Annotated in this window: 15 protein-coding genes and 1 other RNA gene; 9 read left to right on the forward strand and 7 right to left on the reverse strand. The window is 62.8% G+C overall.

All coding sequences use genetic code 11. From position 1 onward, the window contains the following. Positions 1 to 99: 99 nt before the first annotated feature. The 6 genes from ACYU70_RS04915 to ACYU70_RS04940 all read left to right on the forward strand — a co-directional run bounded on the left by ACYU70_RS04915 (position 100) and on the right by ACYU70_RS04940 (position 9262). Entirely contained in the window at positions 100 to 732 is a 633-nt protein-coding gene (locus ACYU70_RS04915) for a hypothetical protein (protein ID WP_342296407.1), read from the forward strand. Positions 733 to 970: 238 nt separating this feature from the next. Continuing rightward, positions 971 to 2947 carry a histidine kinase gene (locus ACYU70_RS04920; protein ID WP_460615906.1) on the forward strand — a complete coding sequence of 659 codons (1977 nt, stop codon included), beginning with the start codon at positions 971 to 973 and terminating at the stop codon, positions 2945 to 2947. A 267-nt stretch (positions 2948 to 3214) separates the two neighbouring features. Then, a complete protein-coding gene (locus ACYU70_RS04925; protein WP_342296409.1) occupies positions 3215 to 4147 on the forward strand; it encodes a metallophosphoesterase in 933 nt (310 codons plus the stop codon). Between the two features lie 157 nt (positions 4148 to 4304). Next, positions 4305 to 6479, forward strand: coding sequence for an RCC1 domain-containing protein (locus ACYU70_RS04930; RefSeq protein WP_342296410.1), 2175 nt, complete (start codon positions 4305 to 4307; stop codon positions 6477 to 6479). Positions 6480 to 6668: 189 nt separating this feature from the next. Beyond that, positions 6669 to 8531: a M1 family metallopeptidase gene (locus ACYU70_RS04935; RefSeq protein ID WP_342296411.1), complete on the forward strand. Its 1863-nt coding sequence runs from the start codon at positions 6669 to 6671 to the stop codon at positions 8529 to 8531. A 41-nt stretch (positions 8532 to 8572) separates the two neighbouring features. After that, on the forward strand, positions 8573 to 9262 hold the full coding sequence (locus tag ACYU70_RS04940) for a hypothetical protein (RefSeq protein ID WP_342296412.1): 690 nt from the start codon (positions 8573 to 8575) through the stop codon (positions 9260 to 9262). A gap of 127 nt (positions 9263 to 9389) precedes the next feature. Here ACYU70_RS04940 and ACYU70_RS04945 read toward each other — a convergent pair whose 3' ends face one another. Both ACYU70_RS04945 and ACYU70_RS04950 read right to left on the reverse strand, forming a co-directional pair. Then, positions 9390 to 9812 carry a nuclear transport factor 2 family protein gene (locus ACYU70_RS04945; protein ID WP_342296413.1) on the reverse strand — a complete coding sequence of 141 codons (423 nt, stop codon included), beginning with the start codon at positions 9810 to 9812 and terminating at the stop codon, positions 9390 to 9392. Positions 9813 to 9994: 182 nt separating this feature from the next. Then, positions 9995 to 13396, reverse strand: coding sequence for an SBBP repeat-containing protein (locus ACYU70_RS04950; RefSeq protein WP_342296414.1), 3402 nt, complete (start codon positions 13394 to 13396; stop codon positions 9995 to 9997). 352 nt (positions 13397 to 13748) lie between these two features. Between ACYU70_RS04950 and rnpB the strand changes: the two genes are divergently transcribed. Then, an RNA gene (gene rnpB / locus ACYU70_RS04955) (RNase P RNA component class A) lies at positions 13749 to 14159 on the forward strand. Between the two features lie 280 nt (positions 14160 to 14439). On the opposite strand, the gene ACYU70_RS04960 is transcribed toward rnpB, so the two are convergent. Both ACYU70_RS04960 and ACYU70_RS04965 read right to left on the reverse strand, forming a co-directional pair. Continuing rightward, entirely contained in the window at positions 14440 to 14880 is a 441-nt protein-coding gene (locus tag ACYU70_RS04960; RefSeq protein WP_342296415.1) for a c-type cytochrome, read from the reverse strand. Positions 14881 to 14888: 8 nt separating this feature from the next. Next, positions 14889 to 16169: a PQQ-dependent sugar dehydrogenase gene (locus ACYU70_RS04965; RefSeq protein WP_342296416.1), complete on the reverse strand. Its 1281-nt coding sequence runs from the start codon at positions 16167 to 16169 to the stop codon at positions 14889 to 14891. Between the two features lie 251 nt (positions 16170 to 16420). Here ACYU70_RS04965 and ACYU70_RS04970 point away from each other — a divergent pair, with 251 nt between their 5' ends. Next, positions 16421 to 17584 (forward strand): sigma-54-dependent transcriptional regulator, encoded by a 1164-nt coding sequence (locus tag ACYU70_RS04970; protein ID WP_342296417.1) that lies wholly within the window; start codon positions 16421 to 16423, stop codon positions 17582 to 17584. Between the two features lie 88 nt (positions 17585 to 17672). Here the strand turns inward: ACYU70_RS04970 and ACYU70_RS04975 are convergent, their stop codons facing one another. Beyond that, positions 17673 to 17972, reverse strand: coding sequence for a hypothetical protein (locus ACYU70_RS04975; protein WP_342296418.1), 300 nt, complete (start codon positions 17970 to 17972; stop codon positions 17673 to 17675). Between the two features lie 74 nt (positions 17973 to 18046). Next, positions 18047 to 19045, reverse strand: coding sequence for an acyl transferase (locus tag ACYU70_RS04980; protein ID WP_342296419.1), 999 nt, complete (start codon positions 19043 to 19045; stop codon positions 18047 to 18049). A gap of 89 nt (positions 19046 to 19134) precedes the next feature. On the opposite strand from ACYU70_RS04980, the gene ACYU70_RS04985 reads away from it, so the two are divergent. Beyond that, a complete protein-coding gene (locus ACYU70_RS04985; protein WP_342296420.1) occupies positions 19135 to 19743 on the forward strand; it encodes a hypothetical protein in 609 nt (202 codons plus the stop codon). A 34-nt stretch (positions 19744 to 19777) separates the two neighbouring features. Here the strand turns inward: ACYU70_RS04985 and ACYU70_RS04990 are convergent, their stop codons facing one another. Further along, the gene (locus tag ACYU70_RS04990) at positions 19778 to 22198 is read right to left on the reverse strand and encodes an alpha-ketoacid dehydrogenase subunit alpha/beta (RefSeq protein ID WP_342296423.1); all 2421 of its coding nucleotides are present in this window, start codon (positions 22196 to 22198) and stop codon (positions 19778 to 19780) included. Between the last annotated feature and the right edge of the window lie 50 nt (positions 22199 to 22248).

Consider the following 22248-nt stretch of genomic DNA (forward strand, 5'->3'; position numbering starts at 1 on the left):
AAATCAGGTATTTATACGCTATTCAGTGGCTACCCCTGCGTCTACTTTTGATTCATCCTTCGGGTAATAACCCATCCCTCCACATTTTATTTCTACAAGATGACCAATGACTGGTACCCCCGCCGCGAAGCTGAGCGCCGGATTTTTCTCCAAAACTTCGTCGATACCATCGAAAATGCCACCGAACTCATGGGCTTGCCCAAAGACACTTTCAAAGTAGCCGCCGGGGCGGCCCAGGCGGAGCTGGACCTGTTCGGCGTGCGCGATACGGCCCAGAAGGTTTTCGACACGGCCCAGGGCAAGTTGGTGAAGCAGGAGGAGCTGACTTCGGCGGCCGTGCGGGCCGGCGTGAAGCAAATCAAAAACACCATGAACGTTTCGTCGGAAGTGCTCGACCTGCTGGAATTGAACACCAGCTCCGACAAGCCCACCGAGCGCATTGCGGCCGATGCGCCCGTGCTCAAGGTGAAGATGGACGGCATCCACCCCAACATCGGGGGCGTGAAAAACGGCTTTGATGCCTTGCAAATCTGGTGCTGCCGTACCGGCGAGAAGGAGTTTACGCTGCTGGCCACCGTCACGCACCTGCCCTACTTCGACAACCGCCCCAACGTGGACCCCGCCGTGGCCGAGCAGCGCGACTACTTCGCCTACTACCTGAAGAAAAACGTGGTGGTAGGGAACAAGAGCGCCACCTACATGTTGCTGGTGCCCGGCGGCAGCCACGTGTAGGCCGGGTTTTAGCCGCCACTGGCCGACTAAAACCCGCCGTTCGCCCGTATCAGACGTTTTGGACAGGCCCGCGCAGTGGTTGCGCGGGCCTGTGTTTCGTTATTGGGGGTTGGGCTGCCGGGGCGGGGCGGGCGCCTGTCCGCCGATGCCTGCTCCCGGGGGAGCAACACCGGCGGCGGGTGGGTGCCCGCCCCGCCCCGGCAGCTCCCGTCCTTCAGTAGTGCTTACCTTGTCTTCCTTGATTAAAACGCTTACTTCCACCGGCCCGGGATTTCGGCTTATCTGTCTCGGGCTGCTGCTGCTGGGCCTGCTGCCGGGCAGTGGCCCTGCCCGGGCACAGGGGCCGCCCCTGCCGCTGGCCCGCCTGCGCGTGGTGCGCGACAGCTTGAGCCACCTGCTGGCTCGCGACACCCGCCCCGATACGCAGCGCGTGAGCCGCCTCAACACCCTGGCCTTCGCCCTGCGCATGAACGCGGCCGACGAGTCGCTGGCCCTCACGCGGCAGGCGCTGCGGCTGGCTCGGCAGCTGGATTTTGCGCGGGGCCTGCTGGAGGCCGAGTTCAATCTGAGCTACTACCTGCGCGCGCACAGCCAGTACGACTCGGCCATTTACTACGCCCGGCTGGCGCTGCCGCTGGCGGTGCGCACCGGCAACCGCTACACCCAGACGCGGGTGAACTACAACCTGGCCCGCATCTACCAGGAGCAGGGCAACTACGCCGCCGCCCTAGGCCCCAGCCTGGACGGGCTGGCCCTGGCCCGCGCCATGGGCAGCCCCCGGGTGCTGCTGTTTCAGCTGGTGATGGCGGCCCGCATCGAGCTTGCCCTGGACGAGTACGCTACCGCCCGGGCCTACATGAACGAGGCCCGCCCACTGGCCGGGCCGGCCCACGATTTGATGTCCACCGGCTACCTCTCCCAGGTAGCCGGCGACCTCAGCCGCCAGCAGCAGCAGTGGCGCGCCGCCCGCGACCACTATGCCCAGGCCCTGGCCAGCTACGCGGTGGTGACCAACAAACCCGGCCTGATAGACATGCAGCTCAGCATGGCCGAGATGGCCGAGCGCCTGGCCGACTACCCGGTGGCCCGCCGCGCCGGCCGGGAGCTGCTGCGCCAGGCCCACGCTGCCGGCCGCCCCGAGCACGAGGCCCGGGCCGCCCTGCTCCTGGCCCGCGCCTGGCTACCTGCCCGCCCCGACAGCGCCGTTTATTACGCCACGCGGGCCTTGGCTACCGCCCGGCCGCGCCACCTGCGCCCGCAGGCCCGCGACGCGGCCCAGGTGCTGGCCGAGGCCAGCGACCGCCTCGGCCGCGGCCACGCCGCCTACCAGTATCAGGCCCTGGCCGGGGCCTACGCCGACAGCATCGGGGGCGAGGACAATGGCCGCCGGCTGGCGGCCGCGCAGGGCCGCGCCGCCCGCTCGCGCTCCGGTATTGAGCTGAACGTGGTGCGCCAGCGCGAGCGCCTGCTGCGGCAGCGGCAGGAGCTGGAGCGCCTGCGCACCCAGCGCCAGCTGGCGGGCATCGGGGCGCTGGTGCTGGGGGCGTTGGTGCTGGCGGGCGGGCTGTTCTGGCGCTACCGCCGCCGGCAGCAGCGCCGCCAGTCCACCCGCGACGCGGCCTTGCGCCAGCGCCTGGCCGCCGACCTGCACGACGACGTGGGGGCGCTGCTCACCCAAATCAGCCTGCAAAGCGACCTGCTCCGTGAAGCCCCCGCCCCGCCCGAAGCCACCCTGGCCCGCCTCAACCGCCTGAGCGACACCAGCCGCCGCGCCGCCCGCCAGATGGCCGACGTGGTGTGGGGCTTGCACACCTCCTCCGCCCAATTGCCCGAGGTGCTGGCCCACATGCGCGACCACGCTCACGAGGTATTGGCCGATGCCGACCTGGCCGTGGACTTTGCCGTGAGCCCCGCCGCCGCCGCCCTGCACCCCGGCGTGGCCGTGTGCCAGAACCTCTACCTTATCTACAAGGAAGCGCTGCACAACGTGGTAAAGCACGCCCCTCGCGCCACCCGCGTTACCGTGCGGCTCACCGAAGACGCCGGCCGGCTCTGCCTCTCCGTGCGCGACGACGCCCCCGGCCCCGCCCCCATCGCCCGCCCCGGCGGCCACGGCCTGGCCAACATGCGCCAGCGTGCCGAGGCCGTGGGCGGGGCGCTGAACGTCGTGGCGGAGGCTACGGGGTTTGACGTGGTGGCGTGTTTGCCGGGATAGGTGGGCAGCGTATGACTTGAAATGAGCTGCAAGCCTCGGTAAGCCCCAGCGGGGCGACATATCGGTAGCAAAACCAGCTGAAGAAAACCCCAAAGCCCCGGCGGGGCGACACTCATTGAACGAGTGCCGCCCCGCCGGGGCTTTGGCGATGTAATTATTACGGTCTTACTACCGACATGTCGCCCCGCTGGGCCTGCTGTTTGGTTGGCTGCGGCTGTAACTGATTAACATTGCGTTTCGATTTCCTTTCTTCATTCCCCCTTTCCCATGTACGACCTCATCGGCGACATCCACGGCCATGCTACCGAGCTGCGCCAGCTACTCCAGCAGCTTGATTATCTTCCTGACGATGCCGGCGTGTACCGCCACGCCGGCGGCCGGCAGGTCATTTTCGTGGGGGACTTTATTGACCGGGGGCCGGCCATCCGCGAGACGCTGCAAATCGTGCGCGGCATGGTGGACGGCGGCGCGGCCCTCGCCGTGATGGGCAACCACGAGTACAACGCGCTTGCCTTCTGGAGCTTTTACCCCGGCGGCGGGCACGTACGGCCCCACCTCCCGAACCACATTCTCCAGCACATCGAAACCATTAAGGAATTCCGCAGCAAGGAGCTTTTTGTGGAATGGCAGGACTACCTGGCGTGGTTCTACACGCTGCCGCTGTTTCTGGAGCTGCCCGGCCTGCGCGTGGTGCACGCCTGCTGGGATGCCCGCTACATTGCCTACCTGCGCGCACAGCTCCCCGACGACCGCCTCACACCCGATTTCCTGCTGCGGGCCAGCCGCAAGGGCTCCGAGGAGATGAATGCCGTCGAAATCACCCTCAAAGGGCACGAAACCGACCTGCCCCGCCCCCACCACTTCTTCGACAAAGACGGCCACCGCCGCACCAAGATGCGCACCGCCTGGTGGCGCGACCCGGCCGCCGCCACCTACAACGATTACTTCCTCGAACCCATCGAAGCCCTGGCCGGCCAGCCCGTGGATGTAGCCGCCCTGCCCAACGCCAGCTACTACCAGGACGAAACGCCCGTTTTCTTCGGCCACTACTGGCTAAAGGGCGAGCCCCGGCTGCTCACGCCCCATTCCGTGTGCCTCGACTACAGCGTGGCCCGGGGCGGCGAGCTGGTGGGCTACCGCTGGCACGGCGAGCAAACGCTCACGCCCACCGGCCTGGTGCGCGCGGTAGGCGGGCATTAGCCGCACGATGTAGGGGCGGGGCCTGCCCCCGCCCGTCGTTGAACGGAATCGTTGCAGCGGCGCGAACGTCCGGGCGGGAGCAGGCCCCGCCCCTACATCGTGCGGCTTGCCCAATCATTCCAAACCCTTACCCTTCACCCCTTTTCCCTCTTAATTAATGCCCAACAACTCCCCCGCCGCTCCGCCGCTACTACGCGCCCTACCCCAGCTGCCCACGGGCGCTTTCTATGCCGCTGCCAGCCGGTACCACTCCCTGGCCATTCGGGCTGAGGGCTCGCTCTGGGCCTGGGGCAGCAACAGCTACGGTCAGCTCGGCGACGGGACCACCACCCCGCGCAACGGCCCCGTGCGGGTGGGGCAGGATACCGATTGGCGTAGCGTGAGCGCCGGCCCGGGCCACAGCCTCGCCATCCGCACCGACGGCACCCTCTGGGCCTGGGGCCAGAACAGCTATTGTCAACTCGGCGATGGCACCAGCGAAACCCGCCACCGGCCCGTGCAAATTGGCACCGCCACCGACTGGCAGTGCGTGAGCGCCGGCGACAGCCACTCGGTGGGCGTGCGTGCCAACGGCACCCTCTGGGCCTGGGGCTACAACGAGCACGACTTCCTGGGCGAGTTGGGCCCGGACAACACCATCCGGCACCAGTCCCCAACCCAAATCGGCACCGACACCCGCTGGCGCAGCGTGAGCGCTGGCCTGCGCCACACCGTAGCCACGCGCACCGACGACGAAGTATTTGCCTGGGGCTTCAATGAGCAGGGCCAGCTGGGCGACGGCACCACCGACCTGCGGCGGCACCCCGTCAGCCTCGGGGCCGTGCGAATGCGGACCGTGAGCGCCGGCACCCACCACACCGCAGGCGTCAGCGCCGACGGCTCGCTCTGGGCCTGGGGCAATAACGGCTGCGGCCAGCGCGGCGACGACGACTATAATGACCGCCTCACTCCCACCCGTGTGGGCATCGGCAGCAGCTGGCAGAACGTGAGCGCCGGCGAGATGCACACCCTCGCCCTGAGCAGCAGCCCCGGCGACGCGACGCGCAGCGGCCAGCTCTACGCCTTCGGGCTGAACCAGACCGGCCAGCTCGGCGATGGCAGCACCGAGATGCGCTACGCCCCCGTGCGCGTGGGCTCGGCCAATGACTGGGACGCGCAGGGATTCAGCGCCGGGGCCAGTCACTCGGTGGCGCTACGGTCCTACGGCCAGATATGGGCCTGGGGCTACAACGACCAGGGTCAGGTGGGCCACCGCGACCTGGGCGCGCACGCCAACCCCGCGCCCCTGCAAGTGGGCAAGGACCGCAACTGGCGCAGCGTGAGCGCCGGCGGCATGCACACCCTGGCCATTCGCACCGACGGCACGCTCTGGGCCTGGGGCAATAACGGCTACGGCCAGCTCGGCGACAGCACCACCACCGACCGCCCCGCGCCGGTTCAGATTACCACCTACGGCGGCTGGCGCACCGTGCTGGCCGGCATGGCCCACAGCCTGGCCCTGCACGACGATGGTACCCTCTACGCCTGGGGAGGCAATTTTGCAGGCCAGCTCGGGGTGGGCCAGCTCAAGGACTGCTTCTGGCCGACTGCAATCAACAACGATATGCGGTGGCAGGCCGTGAGCGCCGGCCCCCAGCACACCCTGGCCGTGCGCGACGACGGCACCCTCTGGGCTTGGGGCGAAAACGAGCGGCACGAGCTCGGCATCGGCAGCGTCGACCCCTACTTCGAGCCCCGGCAGGTGGGCCGCGACAGCAACTGGCGCAGCGTGAGCGCCGGCGCGGCCAGCAGCCTTGCCCTGCGCACCGACGGCACCCTCTGGGCTTGGGGCGAAAACCCGCAGGCCCAGCCCGACCCCGCCTCCAACTACCCCACGCCCACCGCCCTCGCCCCCGGCCAAACCTGGCAGAGCGTCTACACCAGTAACGGCCAGCTCCTGGGCCTGCGGGCCGACGGCAGCCTCTGGGCCTGGGGCCAGTCGCCCGCCGGCCCCTACACCGACACCGCGCACGCCCTCCACGCGCTGCCCGCCCCGGCCACCGGCGGCTGGCACAGCATCAGCCCGGGCAACGCGCACATCCTGGCCCTGGACACCAACGGCACCCTCTACGGCTGGGGTAACAACAGCTCCGGCCAGCTCTGCGACGGCACCACCAATGCCCGCCCGCAGCCCGCCGAGCTGTTTAGCCGCCAGCAGTGGCAGGCGGCCAGCGCCGGCAACAGTCACTCCGCCGCCGTGCGCGACGACGGCACCCTCTGGATGTGGGGCGGCAACGAGTCGGCCCAGCTGGGTTTGGTGATGATGAGTGCGGTGCCGCTGCAGGTGTTTTAGGGCTGAGCGCAAGTAGGGGCGGGGCTTGCCCCCGCCCGGGCGTTGAACGGAATCGTTGCGACGGTGCCAACGTCCGGGCGGGGGCAAGCCCCGCCCCTACGTGTGCCCGGCATCACGTTCTTTCACCTCGCCCACTGTTCTTTTGTGCTTTGGCGGCGCTGCTGCCGTTTCTTCTGCTTCTTCCGTTTCATGCGTTTCCTCCCCTTTGCCCTCCTTTTGCTGGCCGGCCCCGCCCTGGCTCAGCGCCCGCTGCCCCTGCCGCGCAACCTGCAAGTCCCCTACACCAAAGGCACCCGCGCCGAAACCGGCGCGCCCGGCCCCCGCTACTGGCAAAACACCGCCGACTACGACCTGGCCGTCAATTTCAACCCCGGCACCCGCCTCGTGTCCGGCACGGTGGATATCAAGTACATCAACAACAGCCCCGATTCGCTCAAGCAAATCTGGTTCAAGCTCTACCCCAACCTCTACCAGAAGGGTGCCCCCCGCAGCCGCGCCATCGCCCCGGAGGACGTGAGCGACGGCGTCAAAATCTTCAACCTCACCATCAACGGCGAAGCCTTTGATGTGAGCAAATTGAAGTCCGATGCCACCAATATGCCCGTGACGCTGCGCCGCGCCCTGGGTGCCCACCAAGTGGCTACGGTGCGCGCCACCTACGCCTACACCCTCAACAAAGGCTCGCACCAGCGCACCGGCGAGATTGAGCCGGGAGCCGATTTCGTGGCCTACTTCTTCCCCCGCATTGCCGTGTACGACGACATCGACGGCTGGAACCGCGTGCCCTACACCGGCGACCAGGAGTTCTACAACGACTTCTGCAACTTCAAAGCCGCCGTCACCGTGCCTAAAAACTTCGTGGTCTGGGCCACCGGCGACCTCACCAACACTGCCGAAGTGCTGGCCCCCAAGTACGCCCAGCGTCTGCGCGACGCCGAGCAGCAGGACGCCGTGGTGAGCATCATCAGCGAGGACGATGCCAAGCGGCACGACATCACCGCCCAGGCCGACCAGAATACCTGGCGCTTCGAGGCGAAGAACGTGACGGACTTTGTCTTCGCCACCGCCGACCACTACGTGTGGCAGAGCACCAGCCTGGTGGTGGACCCCGCCACCAAGCGCCGCACCCGCGTCGATGCCGCTTATAATCCTAAGCACGAGGACTACAAGGAAGTCATCAACTTCAGCCGCAAAACGGTGGAGGCCATGAGCTACACCTTCCCCCGCTGGCCCTTCCCCTACGCCCACGAAACCGTATTCGACGGCCTCGACCAGATGGAGTACCCCATGATGGTGAACGACAACCCCACCGCCACCCGCGAGGACGCCATCACCCTCACCGACCACGAAATCTTCCACACGATGTTCCCCTTCTACATGGGCATCAACGAAACCAAGTACGGCTGGATGGACGAGGGCTGGGCCACCATCGGCGAGTGGCTGATTTCGGGCATCATCGACCCCAAGCTCGACGACGACTACGGCGTGGCCCGCTACGCCCAGAACGCCGCCTCCGAAAACGACCTGCCCATCACCACGCTCAGCACCCAGCAAACCGGGATGCCCTTCTTCCTCAACTCCTACCCCAAGCCCGGCATGGGCTACCTCTACGTGAAGGATATGCTCGGCGACAAGCTCTTCACGCAGGCCCTGCACACCTACATCACCAACTGGAACGGCAAGCACCCCATGCCCTACGACTTCTTCAACAGCATGAATACCGGCGCCAACCGAAACCTCAACTGGTTCTGGCAGCGCTGGTTCTTCGATGACGGCTACCCGGACCTGGCCATCGCCCGCGTCACCAAAAGCACCGCCGGCTACGACGTCCTCGTCCAGGCCAAAGGCAGCAAGCCCGTCCCCGTCGACCTCACCGTCACCTTCGCCGACAATACCACCCAGAAAATCCACCGCAGCATCGCCGTCTGGGAAACGGGGGCCAATTCCGTCACCGTCCCCGTCCCCACCAAGCAACCCGTGAAGCGCGTGACGCTGGGCAGCACCCTCGTGCCGGACAGCTACCCGAAGGATAATGTGTGGGAGGGGAAGTAGGGTTAGTTTTACAATAAAGCAATGTTTTAAACGAAACGCTAATGTTTGATAACACCTCGTTTTCTGTAGAAACCAATGGTGGCAGAGTTACAATAGTTGGATTGCCTCAACACTGCCCAAACTGTCATCGGCACATTAGACCTTACGCTTTGTATGGCTACTTAAACCACTATCAAACCGACTTGTCCTTGTTATTAGTTTGTCCTAATCGGCAATGTGATAAAGCCTTTTTCGGGTATTACACACGCGAAGAAGTAGGGTCTCACCCCGACTTAATGAAAACTCAATACTGGTTTATTGAGAAAACTAATATTGGCACATTTAGCAAAGCTCCCATAAATCAAACGGTAGAGTTGATATCTCCGACTTTTATGACAATTTACAATCAAGCTTATCATGCGGAACAATCTGAACTATTAGAAATATGCGGAATGGGTTATCGAAAAGCATTGGAATTTTTGATAAAAGACTATGCTATTTCAAAAGACCCGTCCGCAAAGGAAATTATCGAGAAAAAGGCCCTTATGGGATGCATAACTGATTACGTCAGTGACACTAGAATCAAAGCAGTAGCTAAACGTGCCGTATGGCTGGGCAATGATGAGACTCATTATGTAAGGAAGTGGGAAGGAAAAAATCTAACTGACCTAAAAAAGCTAATCGAGTTAACAATTCATTGGATAGAAATGGAGAAACTAACCGAAAGCTTTGAAGCTGATATGCCTGGTTAATTAAAATTATAGTGCAACGTGATTCTCTTTGCCGTTTTTTATCAGGCATTGGCCACTTAACCAGAAACGAGTTGCTGCGGCCCTGACAATAGCTCAGGGCCGCAGCGATAAATCTGAGCGGCAGCACTCACATCGCCATTTGGCTGCTGCGCTGGAAGGCCTGCGCTACCGCCGCTGTATCGGTGTAGACCTGGAAACGCGACACTTTCCCGTCGCGCATCTGGAAGACGTGGGCCCACTCTTCTTCTTCGGACTGGCCCGTGGCCCGCGCCCGGGCTTTGCCGTAGCCCAGCGCCACCAGCTTATCGCCCTGCGCGATGAATTCTACCGGCTCGAAGCGTTCGAATTCCATGGCCTCGTGCAGTTTGCTGAAGAACGAGGCCACCGCTTCCTTGCCGCGGTACACGCCGGCATACGGAATGACCTTCAATGCGCCGGGAATAATAAATTCAACATCGTCCGTGTACAGTTTCAGCAAGTTGGGAATATCGCCCTTGCTGAACAGCTCGTATCCGGTTTTTACCGTCTGGGTGTTTTGTTGCTCATTCATGGCCGTGAGATGGATAAATGGTGAGGGGTTGTCACATAGCTCATCTCTTCCCGCAACCCTATCGGCAACAGACGCTTTTTGCGGCCGCGGCGGGGCTCACGACTAGCGTTCCGCTTGCCTCCGCAGCTTCTTCAATATACCAATTTTCCTATTGATTTCCGAGGGCGCTGGCATCTTCGTGCTCACTCGCGCGCCAGGCGGAGGCGGGCCTGGCCCTGGGTACCGCTCAGCAGCAGGTAGTAGATGCCGCCGCTCCCCATCTGCCGGGCGAGGTCCAGTTCCACCGCCGCGCCGGAGGCGGAGGCAGGCAACTGGCCGGTGGCCACCCGCTGGCCCTGCGCCGACACTAGGGAGTACGTCACCGCGCCTTGTACGCCCTCGGGCAGCACCAGCGTGAACCGGCCGGTGGCCGAGGGATTGGGGTAGGCCTGCACCCGGAATGCCCCCAGGGTTTCTGCTTGCGGCTGGCTGGCGGTGGTCAGGCGGCCGGCCGGTGGAGCCCCGATTTGCTGCCAGAGCTCGACGCCGGAGAAATTAGGCCAACCGCCGGTGGTGGTGAACCGAATGGTGCCGGCCGGACCAAGCGTGACCGGGTAGGGCCCGAGCTTGGCCCAGGTGCCGGCCGGGCCGCTGTTGTAGTTGGGCCGCACCACCTGCCCGTTCAGGCTCAGGCTATACACTTCCGGGTTGTTGTCTTCCCACACGTAGAGGTAGGCCATGTAAGTGCCGGCCGGCACGGCCGAGAGCGTCAGTTTCAGGCTGGGGCCGTACACCGAGGCCCGAATCATGCCCGCCCGGGCCGCGTCGGTGGCCGGCACCAAGGGCACATTCTGGTTCTGGAAGCCCGCCCCGTTGGTCGAATAGTTTGGGGCCGTGCTGCCGGCCCAGGCGTGGCCGTCGAGCGTGAGGGCCGGGCCATTCAGGTTGATGGCCCGGTAGAAGGCGTAGGTGTTGTCCAGCGCCTGGCTGTATTTCACGGTGAGGAAGTCGGGGCCGGTGACGGCTCCCGTGCTGCTGCCGGTCACCAGCACGTTGCCGCTATTGTCCACGGCCAAACCTATGGGTCTGAGGATTTCATTCCTTTTTCCCCATGCAGCCGAACCATCCAGGCTATTGTAACGCACGGTGAAGGTTCCGATTGAAGCTGTATTGAGGCTGTTGCCCGTGACGTAGACGCCGCCGCTGTTGTCCACCGCGATGGCGCAGGGCGCGTCGTAACCGTTGCTCGGGCCATTGTAGGTGCTGGCCCAGCTCTGCGCCCCGGTGGCCGCGGCGTAGCGCATCGTGATATAGTCACCGTTGTTGGCACCGAAAATGTCGGTATAGCCCGTGACGTAAACCCCACCGGCATTGTCCACGGCTATTGCGCTGGCCAAATCGTCACCGTTAGCGGGGCTGTTGTAGCGGCTGGCCCAACTTTGCGCCCCGGTAGCAGCGGCGTAGCGCACCGTAGCCATGTCTTTATCTGATACCCCGGTGACGTAGACGCCGCCGCCGTTCACAGCGATGCCGTAGGCCGCATCGTCGCCGTTGGCAGGGCTATTGTAGCGGCTGGCCCAGGTTTGCACGCCCGTGGCCGCCGCGTAGCGCACCGTGGCGTAGTCGTTATCGTAGAGTACGCCGTTATTGCTTAGGCCCGTGACGTAGACGCCGCCGCTGTTGTCCACGGCGATGGCAAAGGGTTGGTCGTAGCTATTGGCGGGGCCATTATAGCGACTGGCCCAGGTTTGCACGCCCGTGGCCGCCGCGTAGCGCACCGTAGCAAAGTCCCGGCTTGCGCCATTGGTTGAGCCCGTGACGTAGACGCCGCCGCTATTGTCCACGGCAATGGCCCGGGGCCTGTCGTCGCCGTTGTCGGGGGCATTGTAGAAGCTGACCCAGCTCTGCGCGCCCGTGGCAGCATCGTAGCGCAGCGTTACATAGTCACCACCAGGGGTGCCGTAGATGTTGTTATAGCCCGTGACGTACACCCCACCGGCATTATCTACCGCAATAGCACTGGCTTGCCCGCCACTGTACTCGCTCATCCAGAGCTGTTGGCCGGCGGGCGAATACTTTACCGTTACCACCCTGATACTGCCCACTGTATTACCGCTGGATGTTCCGGTCACGTAGCTGTTCCCAGCGTTATCTACCGCTATAGACGTGACACCGTCCCACAGACTGGCGGCCCCGGAATACGAATCCGACCATCCGACGGCACCGGTAGCAGCCTGGATTTTTACCGTGTAAAGGATTGGGCTGGTCCCAGGCGCCTGGCTGCTGCCCGTGACGTAGACGCCCCCGGCGTCTACCGCCAAGGCGCGGGCCTGGTCGTCGCTGCCGCTGGCCGGGCCGCTGCTGCGGCTGGCCCAGCTTTGCGCGCCCGTGGCCGCCGCGTAGCGCACCGTGGCATAGTCATTATCAGCGGTACCGGGGCTGATGCCCGCGACATACACCCCGCCGCTGTTATCCACCGCAATGGCGCGGGCGCCGTCGTAGCCATTGGCCGGGCCGTTGTAGGTGCTGGCCCAGCTTTGGGCCCCCGTGGCCGCGGCGTAGCGAACAGTCACGTAGTCCCCGTTTTTGGTCCCCGCCACGTAGACGCCGCCGGTGTTGTCCGTCGCAACGGCCTGGGCACTGCTACTCGCATAGGTGCCCACCCAGCTCTCGGCTCCGGTGGCCGCGGCGTAGCGCACCGTGGCGCAGCCGCCATGGCTGGTGCCCGTGACGTAGACCCCGCCGCTGTTGTCCACCGCGATGGCGCTGGCGTCGCTATAATTGTACGTACTGGTACTAATAATGGGGTTGTACGTATTGTACCAACTCTCGCCCCCCGTGGCGGCGTCGTAGCGCACCGTCTCGTAGTAATGTTTGGTGGGGAATGTAGGATTATCGATGCTGGTACCCGTGACGTAGACCCCGCCGGCGTTGTCGACCGCAATGGCCAGGGCGCGGGAGAAAAGGCCGTGTATCCGGGCCCAACTTTCAACCCCGGTGGCCGCGTCATAGCGCACGGTACTGAAGACCCTCACTCGATAACGGGTACTGGTTCCCGTGACATAAACGCCGCCGGCATTATCTACGGCGATGGCAATGGGGTTGTCATTGCCCAGGGAGGGGTCGCCGTACAACGCGTTGTAGGTGCGGGCCCAGCTTTGCGTTCCCGTGGCGGCGTCGTAGCGCACGGTCAGGTAGTCGGTAAGTGAGTAGGTGGATATAACGGTGCCCATGACGTAAACGCCCCCGGCATTATCTACCGCAATGGCTTGGGCACTTCCCCCGGCGTAGGTGCGCAACCAGAGCTTTTCGCCGGTCGGCGAATACTTTATCGTTACCATTTTCGAGGCCGTCGCGCCGCTGTCCCGGGCCGTGCTGGTGGCGTAGCTGTTGCCGGCATGGTCCACCGCTATCGAGATGGGCTGGTCGGGCAGAATGGGGGCACCGGCCGTCGCGCGGCCCTGGCCGTCGTAGCGCGCGGCCCATTCCTCCGTGACCTGCTGCTGCGCCTGTAGCGCATGGGTGAGAAACAAACAGCAGCAAATCAGCAGCAGACGCGTGCAAACCGTGCCGACATAAAAGCGGGAGTAGGAAGTATCAGCCATAAGGAAAAGGGGGGGAAAGTGGCACAAGCAGCCCTCTCCCCTCTTGTGAGAGGGGGCCAAGGGGGCGGCGCGAGCATCTTGCAGCCGCGCCGGGAATTGGGAATCTACTTTGCTGCCGGGGCCAGTGGGGGAACGGGCACCCGGGGGGTGGAAGGGGCTGATAAGCGTAGCCGTCGCGTCAGTACAATTGTAAATGTATATATTTAATTTATAATTGCAATAATTTAATTTAATTCCCCCGCAAATCTGTCTGAATGGGCCTCTATCGGGCCGAAACAAGCCCTAAATGACCGGAAAGGGCATCTCGAGCGCGCATCCTTCCATTCCGGCGGCGTGCGTACCTTTGCCCGCAGTGATGGGTCGCCTCACCGCGGCGCTTTCGGGCGACGAGGAAAGTCCGGGCAACGCAGAGCACCTTGCTTCCTAACGGGAAGGACTGGCAAGCATAATGCGAACCAGGACAGCGAGTGCCACAGAAAATTACCGCCTACGTACCGGCCTTCGGGCCGGTGCCGGTAAGGGTGAAAAGGTGCGGTAAGAGCGCACCAGCGGGCGGGCAACCGTCCCGGCTGGGTAAACCTCAGGGGTTGAAAGACCAAATAAGCTGGTACGCCGGCGCGGCTTCGGCCGCATCGGCTCCGGGCGGCTCGTCCGGCGCCAGCGGGTAGGTTGATGGAGCCTTTCCGCGAGGACTGGCCTAGATAAATGGTGAGGCAGGGGCTTCGGCCCCGGACAAAACCCGGCTTACAGACCCATCACCTCACAACAGAAAGGCCACTCCCGCCCGGGAGTGGCCTTTTTTGTTTCCAAGCGCCGGGGCCGCCCCAACGGGCGGAGCGCATGCGCTGTGCGCGTTGGGGCCGCCCCACTGGTCATAGTACACGCGCTCCGCCCGTTGGGGCGGCCCCACTGGTCATAGTACACGCGCTCCGCCCGTTGGGGCGGCCCCACTGGCTATAGCGCATCCGCTATGCCCGTTGGGGCAGTCCCGCTGGCAATAGCGCATGCGCAATGCCCGTTGGGGCGGCCCCACGGCTCAGCGGTTATTTCTTATTGGCGGCGCGTACGGCTTTCACCTCCGCCACGGTCACGGCGCTGGCTTTGTTGCCGAAGTTGCTGCGCACGTAGGTGAGCACGTCGGCCAGTTGCTGGTCGGTCAGGTAGGCCTGCGAGGGCATCACGCCGTGGTAGTCCTCGCCGTTGATTTCCTCGCCTTTGAGGCCATTGAGCAGCACTTTCGTGAGGCGGGTTTTGTCGCCCAGCACGTAGTCGGTTTTGGCCAGGGGCGGGTTCATACCGTCCACCCCAAGGCCGTCGGCCTGGTGGCAGGTGAGGCAATATTGGGTGTAGATGGCCTTGCCCTTGAGCACCGAGGCCGAGGCGGCGGGGGCTTTGGCCGCGGCTTTGGGGGCCGGTTTTTTCTGGGCGAAGGCCGGGGCACTGGTCAGGGACAGCGCGGCCAGCAGGGCAAAATACTTCTTCACGAACGCGCTTATTTCTGGTTGTACACGATGCGGTAGATGGTGCCGGCCTTGTCGTCGCTAACGTAGAGCGAGCCGTCCGGGCCCTGGGCCAGGCCGCAGGGCTTGTGGTCGGCGCGGCCGCTGGCCACCTTCTCGGGCGAGCCGGCAAAGTTGTCGGCAAACACTTCCCACTGGCCGCTCGGCTTGCCGTTTTTGAAGGGCTGAAAAACCACGTAATAGCCCTTCTGAGGCTCGGGGGCGCGGTTCCAGGAGCCGTGGAAGGCGATGAACGCGCCGTTGCGGTACTTCTCCGGAAACATGGTGCCGGTGTAGAACAGCAGGCCGTCGGGGGCAGTGTGGGCGGGGTAGGCGGCGGCGGGCTCCAGGTACTTGGGGTCGGCCAGCTTCTTGCCGTCGCCGCCGTACTCGGGGGCCAGCATTTTCTTGTGCGTTAGGCCGTCGTAGTACAGGAAGGGCCAGCCGGCATTCGCACCCTTGGTGATTTCGTAGAGGCACTCGGCCGGCAGCTCGGCCGACTGCTTGGTGGTATACATCTCGGGGAAGATGTCGTGGAGCTGGTCGCGGCCGTGCTGCATCACGAAAAGCTGGTTGGCCTGCGTGTTCCAGTCGAGGCCCACCACGTTGCGCAGGCCGGTGGCGTAGCGCGTGCCGCTGCCATACGTCTGCCCCACTTTATCGGCCCGGAACTGCCAGATGCCGCCCGCCGAATCCAGAATCGGGCAGTTCTGCCGGCCCATCGAGCCCTTCTCCCGGTCCTTCACCTGGCAGGAATTCGAGTAGGCCCCGATGTTCACGTAGAGGTTGCCCGCATTATCCAGCACGATGGATTTGCTCTCGTGCTCGCCCCGGTTCAGCAGGCCCGACACGATTTTTTCGGGCTGCGTGGGGTTGGTCACCTCCCCTTTCGCATCGAGCTTATAGCGGTACACGTCCTCATCCGAAGACGCGTACAAATAGCCGCCCTTGGCATAAATCCCCGTGCCCCCGTAGCTGCCGAAGCCGCCCGTCACGGTGGCCTTGCCGGTAGCAGTGGGCTTTAATTCGAGGATGCCTTTGCCGTCTTTGGGCTTATTGAGTTTTACAAAAATGTTGCCCTGCGGCGTCACTGTAATATGCCGGGCGCGGCCGCCGGTTTCGGCCACCACCAGCGCGCCAAAGCCGGCGGGCAGCTTCAGACCGGCGTTGTTGGGGTCGGCCACCACGGTGGGCTTGCTGGTGAGCGAGTAGAGGCTGAAGCTGCCGGCCAGCGCCGCCGTGAGCAGCAGGGGCCGGGTTATCGTGTTTTTCATGCGGGGAATTGGGTTGAAAAGAACGGACTGAAAGAACGGGGTAGAGACGCAACATTTTGCGTCTCGTCGTTGAACGGTCGGGGCTGCGCTGTTATGCTTTACGCTGAACGGGGCAGCAATAACAACATCAGCAACGATGAGACGCAAAATGTTGCGTCTCTACCTCGTTCAATATCCAGCTTAAACTCCTAGCGCCGCTTTTCGTTACCTTCGCGCCGCTCTATTTGCATTCCATCCGTATTCCGCCCCGCATGCCCCGCATCCTCATCATCGACGACGAAAAAGCCATCCGCAACACGCTGAAGGAGATTTTGGAATTTGAAGGCTACAAAGTTGACCAGGCCGAAGACGGCCCCGCCGGCCTCGACCTGCTCATCCAGCAGAAATACGACGTGGTGCTCTGCGACATCCGCATGCCCAAAATGGACGGCCTCGAAGTCCTGACCCGCGCCCAGGCCATGGGCACCGACGCCGCCTTCATCATGGTCTCGGCCCACGGCAGCATCGACACGGCCGTGGAAGCCACCAAAAAAGGCGCCTACGACTTCCTGCCCAAGCCCCCCGACCTCAACCGCCTCCTCGTCACCGTCCGCAACGCCCTCGACCGCACCAAGCTCGTCACCGAAACCAAGACGCTCAAAAAGAAGCTCTCCGTCACCAAAGGCTCGGAAATGGTAGGCTCCTCGGCCGCCCTCGGGGCCGTGCGCAAAGCCATCGAAAAGGTGGCCCCCACCGATGCCCGCGTCCTCATCACCGGCCCCAACGGCGCGGGCAAGGAGATGGTAGCCCGCCAGCTCCACGAGCTCAGCAACCGCGCCCAGGGCCCGCTGGTAGAAGTAAACTGCGCCGCCATCCCCTCCGAGCTGATTGAAAGCGAGCTATTCGGCCACGAAAAAGGCTCCTTCACCTCGGCCGTCAAGCAGCGCATCGGCAAGTTTGAGCAAGCCGACGGCGGCACCCTCTTCCTCGACGAAATCGGCGACATGAGCCTCTCGGCCCAGGCCAAAGTGCTGCGCGCCCTGCAGGAAAATAAAATCACCCGCGTGGGCGGCGAGAAGGAAATCTCGGTAAACGTGCGCGTCCTCGCCGCCACCAACAAAGACCTGCTACAAGAAATCGCCGACAAAAACTTCCGCGAAGACCTCTACCACCGCCTCTCGGTCATCCTAATCCAAGTCCCTTCGCTGAATGACCGCCGCGAAGACATCCCCGAATTGATTCAGAAATTCCTCAACGACATCGCCGCCGACTACGGCAACAAGCCCAAGAAAATAGATGCCGCCGCCCTGGAATATTTGAAGGGCCTCGACTGGCGCGGCAATATCCGCGAGCTGCGCAACGTGGTGGAACGCCTCGTAATCATGAGCGACGACACGATTACGGAAGGCGACGCGAAGGCGTTTGCAGGGAAATAGAAGTCGTATTGGACAATTAAAAAAGGCAGCGCCAAAATCGACTGATTCTGGCGCTGCCTTTTTATTTACCGCAGTTTCGATGACAGGCTTATCTTTTTATTTCCTTGTAATCATCAAAATCAACTTCTTCTTTTTCAAACAAGTTGCTGCGCCCTAAAAATTCGGCAATTAGTTTTATAATGGGTTGGTTGTTATCAGCCATGATAAAGGCAAAGTCCCAAATATCTTTTGACAAGGAAAACCATCCCTTACTTGAAGAAATCTGAAATATCACTTCGTCATTCATCCACAAATCTATAACTCCATCAATTTTAGGATTGATATCCTGAATCGTTGCCAACAGGTCGCTGTTAAAGTCTGCATCAGAACTATCAAGGAGGAATTCCAAGAGCAATTCATCCGACCCATAGCCAGGTCTTAGATGATATTTGTACGGCTTTCCCAAAGGATTTAATTTTACAATTACACCATCTGATTACACCCGCGCACGTCCGAATTATCCATCCGTCCCAGAACTTCAAACGAGCCGTCCGGGTGCATCCGCGCTAAGTCCTTGGTTTCGATGAAAGCGCAGGAATCAATGTTCGCCAAATCAATCACATTGATGGCCCCATCGGGTCTGTCACCAATCGAAAATGGGTCCGACGGGTCGCGCAGCAGCACCCGCAGCGGCGCTGGGCTATGGAACCTGCCATCGCCCAGCGAATAGGCTTGGCTCAGCAATTCCGTCATGCCATACTCGGAATGAATACCGACTGGCCCAAACGCCCGCTGCAATTCCGCGTGCAGCTCTTCCCGAATCATCTCGCGGCGGCGGCCCTTCATGCCGCCGGTTTCGAGCACGGTGAGGCCTTGCAGCTCCGGCGCGGGGCCAGCTTCCAGAGCAAAGTCCAGCAGCGCGTAGCTCACGCCAATGAGCATGACGCGGCGGCCGGGTACCTGCTTAGCTTCGGCCAGCGCGTTGCGCAGGGCGGCATGGTCGTGCAGGAAAAATGCCGGCTGCGTCTGCCCCGATTGCTGCGCGAAATAATCCACCATCGCCACCAGTGAGGAATTTCCCTGCTCCAGATACGACGGCAGCAGCGCCAGAAACGTCCAGCCCGTGAGCGGGCCGTAGTATTGCTCGAAGATACGGGCTGCGTTTTCGCGGTACAGGGCCGGCTCGCGCACGAGGTGGCGGCTGCGCTGCTGGAGCGTGGTGCCGCTGCTGAGAAACGTTTCCTGCGGCTCCCATTCGGCCGGCTGGGTGCGGACTTCGTGGGTTTTGAAAAACTCGATGGGCAGGAAGGGAATATCCGTCAGCCCGGCCACGGCAGCGGGCGCACGACCTAGTTGCGCCAGGTAGGCCGCGTAGGGTGGGCAATGCACAGCCTGATACCGGAACAAATCCAACGCGGCAGCCTCAAATGTGGCGGCCGTAACAAGCGGCAGCCTTTGCAGAAAATCGAAGCGAAAACTCATGAGCAGATGACCAGATTGGCAGGTACCACCGAACCAACCAGGTTGGCTATTCGTTGGGAAGAACGTACTTTGGGGCTACTTCGGCCGTTGTGCTGCTGACTTCTCACTTCCTGTCTATTATGAACTTGTTTCGTACCCTGCGCGGAGTTGCTCTTCTTGGCCTGGCCGGGGCGGGCCTCAGCGGCTGCCTCAGCGCTCCCAGTTACTCGAACACGCCTGAAATTGAGTTTACTGATGTTCGGGTAACGCGCATTCCGCCACCAAAGCCCGGGGATTTGACAGAAGTTGATTTGGAATTTGTTCTGAGCTTTCGGGACGGCGACGGCGACTTGGGCCTCGACCCTGAAGACCTCAACAACCCGCCATTCAACTCTACCACTGGCGGCCATAACGGTAAAGGTTTTGGCCTTAACTATTTCGTTCAGCCCTACAAGAAAAATCCAGCCACCGGAAAATTCGAATTTTTTCTGAACCCGCCACCCTTCGGCAAGGTCGGCGAATACGATGACCGTTATCCGCGCCTGAATGGGGCTGACGGCCGCGCTGCACCGCTGAAAGGCGAATTGCGCCACATGGTGCCTTTTTTTCTTGATGGTACGGTGTTCAACACCGGCGACGTGTTCCGATTCGAAATCAGCATCCTGGACCGTGGCCTGCACGAGAGCAACAAAATCACCACCAGCGAGGTAACGCTGTAGGCCGGCCCGCGAGCCAGCCTACCACGCCAATTGCTTAATAAATAGCCGGAAACTTCTCCGGCGCATCCTCGCTCATCATCTCATAGATGGTGTCGAACACGTCCTCCGCGTTGGGTTTGCTGAAGTAGTCGCCGTCGGAGCTGTAGGCCGGGCGGTGGGCCTGCGCGGCCAGGCAGCGCGGCTGCGCGTCGAGGAAGCGATAAGCCTGCTGCTCGTCCAGCACGTGCTGCATCATGAAGGCGGTACCGCCACCGGGCACGTCCTCGTCGGCAAATAGCACACGGTTGGTTTTCTGGAGGCTGTCGGCAATGAGGTGGTCGGTATCGAAGGGCAGCAGCGTTTGCACGTCGATAACTTCCACGGAAATACCCACTTCGGCCAGCTGTTTGGCGGCGTCCATCACGATGCGGCACATCGAGCCGTAGGTGACGATGGTTACGTCAGTGCCTTTTTGCAGCACCTCGGGGCGGCCTAGCGGCAGGGTGAATTCACCTACGTTGCTGGGCGTTTTCTCTTTCAGGCGGTAGCCGTTCAGGCACTCAATCACGATAGCGGGCTCGTCGCTGCGCAACAGCGTGTTGTAGAATCCGGCGGCCTGCACCATGTTGCGCGGCACGCACAAATGAATGCCCCGGATGCTGCCCAGAATCATCTGCATGGGCGAGCCCGAGTGCCACACGCCTTCCAGCCGGTGCCCGCGGGTACGCACGATGAGTGGGGCCTTCTGGCCGCCCTTGGTGCGGTATTGCAGGCAGGCCAGGTCGTCGCTCAGAATCTGGATGGCATACAGCAGATAATCAAGGTACTGTATTTCGGTGATGGGCCGCAGGCCACGCAGCGCCGCGCCAATCCCCTGCCCCACAATGGTGCACTCACGGATGCCGGTATCCGTCACGCGCAGCTCGCCGAATTTGTCCTGCAAGCCAGCAAAGGCCTGGTTAACATCACCAATCTTGCCCACATCCTCGCCGATGGCGAAGATTTTGGGGTCGCGCTGGAAGTTGGCGTCGAAGCAGGCCTGCAGCACCTCGCGGCCGTCCACCACGGGCGCATCGGCGGCGTAGGTGGCGGGCACTTCTTCAATATTGCCCACCGCCAGCTCGCTCTGGCTGAATAGATTGGAATTGTAGCGGTCAGCGTTTTCGGCCAACAGTTGCTCCAGGTGGCGCTGCACCGAGCGGCGGCCGAAGCTGCGCTTCTCGTTGCGCACGGCGCGCAGCACGCGGCGCATGGTCCGCACAATGTCGGCCCGGATGGGCGTGGGGTTGGTTTTCAGCTGCTCCACCTGCTCGTGCAGCGTGTTCTCGGTGCCGGTGTCGGCCACCAGCTTTTCGAGCAGGGCCACGGCCTCGTCGCGCTCCGCTTTAATGGGGTCGAAGAATGCGGCCCAGGCGGCGGTGCGGGCCGTTTTGATGACGGCGGCGGCGGTTTTTTCGATTTCGTCCAGCTCCAGCTCGGTGGCGTGGCCCTCGGCCAGCAGCCACTCGCGCAGCTTGTGCAGGCAGTCGTGGTCCTCCTCCCAGGTCAGGCGGTCCTTGCTTTTGTAGCGCTCGTGCGAGCCGCTGGTGCTGTGGCCCTGCGGCTGCGTGAGCTCCGTGACGTGGATAAGCACGGGGACGTGCTGCTCGCGGCACACGGCAGCGGCGCGCTGGTAGGTATCCACCAAGCCGGCGTAATCCCAGCCGCGCACCACGTAAATCTCGAAGCCCGACTGGCCTTCGCCGTCGCGCTGCAAGCCCATCATGATTTCGCTGATGCTCTGCTTAGTCGTCTGATATTCAGCCGGCACCGAGATGCCGTAATGGTCGTCCCACACGCTAACCAGCATGGGCACCTGCAGCACGCCGGCGGCATTCAGCGCCTCAAAAAACATGCCCTCCGAGGTGCTGGCGTTGCCGATGGTGCCGAAGGCCACCTCGTTGCCGTTGGTCGAAAGGGTATCGAACTGGTGCAGCTCGGGGTTCTGGCGGAACAGCTTGGAGGCGTAGGCCAGACCCAGCAGGCGCGGCATCTGGCCGGCGGTGGGCGAGATATCGGCCGAGGAGTTTTTGGTGTGGGCGAGGTCGGTCAGGTTGCCGTCGTCGTCCAGCATGCGGGTGGCGAAGTGGCCGTTCATGGCGCGACCGGCCGTGGCGGGCTCTGCTTCCACATCGGGGTTGGCGTAGAGCTGGGCGAAGTATTGCTCCCAGGTAAGCTGCCCGATGGCGGCCATAAACGTCTGGTCGCGGTAGTAGCCGGCGCGGAAGTCACCGTTCTGGAAGGCCCGGGCCATGGCCAGCTGCGGCACTTCCTTGCCATCGCCGAAGATGCCAAACTTGGCCTTGCCCATGAATACTTCTTTGCGGCCGGCCAGCGAGGCGTGGCGGCTTTCCCAGGCCAGGCGGTAATCGGTGAGAAAGTCGGCCTTGGTGAGGGGCGCGGCTAGCGCGGGCACGGCGGTTTCGGCTGCAGACATATAATAGGGGTCAGGATACGTGGGAATTTTGGAGCGGAAGAGGCGGGCGG

The sequence above is a fragment of the Hymenobacter segetis genome (assembly GCF_054776495.1).

Bases quoted from the DNA above. Each gene is read 5' to 3' on its own strand.
- ACYU70_RS04915 (WP_342296407.1), top strand. From the start codon at position 100: ATGACCAATGACTGGTACCCCCGCCGCGAAGCTGAGCGCCGGATTTTT.
- ACYU70_RS04925 (WP_342296409.1), top strand. From the start codon at position 3,215: ATGTACGACCTCATCGGCGACATCCACGGCCATGCTACCGAGCTGCGC.
- ACYU70_RS04930 (WP_342296410.1), top strand. From the start codon at position 4,305: ATGCCCAACAACTCCCCCGCCGCTCCGCCGCTACTACGCGCCCTACCC.
- ACYU70_RS04935 (WP_342296411.1), top strand. From the start codon at position 6,669: ATGCGTTTCCTCCCCTTTGCCCTCCTTTTGCTGGCCGGCCCCGCCCTG.
- ACYU70_RS04940 (WP_342296412.1), top strand. From the start codon at position 8,573: ATGTTTGATAACACCTCGTTTTCTGTAGAAACCAATGGTGGCAGAGTT.
- ACYU70_RS04945 (WP_342296413.1), bottom strand. From the start codon at position 9,812: ATGAATGAGCAACAAAACACCCAGACGGTAAAAACCGGATACGAGCTG.
- ACYU70_RS04950 (WP_342296414.1), bottom strand. From the start codon at position 13,396: ATGGCTGATACTTCCTACTCCCGCTTTTATGTCGGCACGGTTTGCACG.
- ACYU70_RS04965 (WP_342296416.1), bottom strand. From the start codon at position 16,169: ATGAAAAACACGATAACCCGGCCCCTGCTGCTCACGGCGGCGCTGGCC.
- ACYU70_RS04970 (WP_342296417.1), top strand. From the start codon at position 16,421: ATGCCCCGCATCCTCATCATCGACGACGAAAAAGCCATCCGCAACACG.
- ACYU70_RS04980 (WP_342296419.1), bottom strand. From the start codon at position 19,045: ATGAGTTTTCGCTTCGATTTTCTGCAAAGGCTGCCGCTTGTTACGGCC.
- ACYU70_RS04990 (WP_342296423.1), bottom strand. From the start codon at position 22,198: ATGTCTGCAGCCGAAACCGCCGTGCCCGCGCTAGCCGCGCCCCTCACC.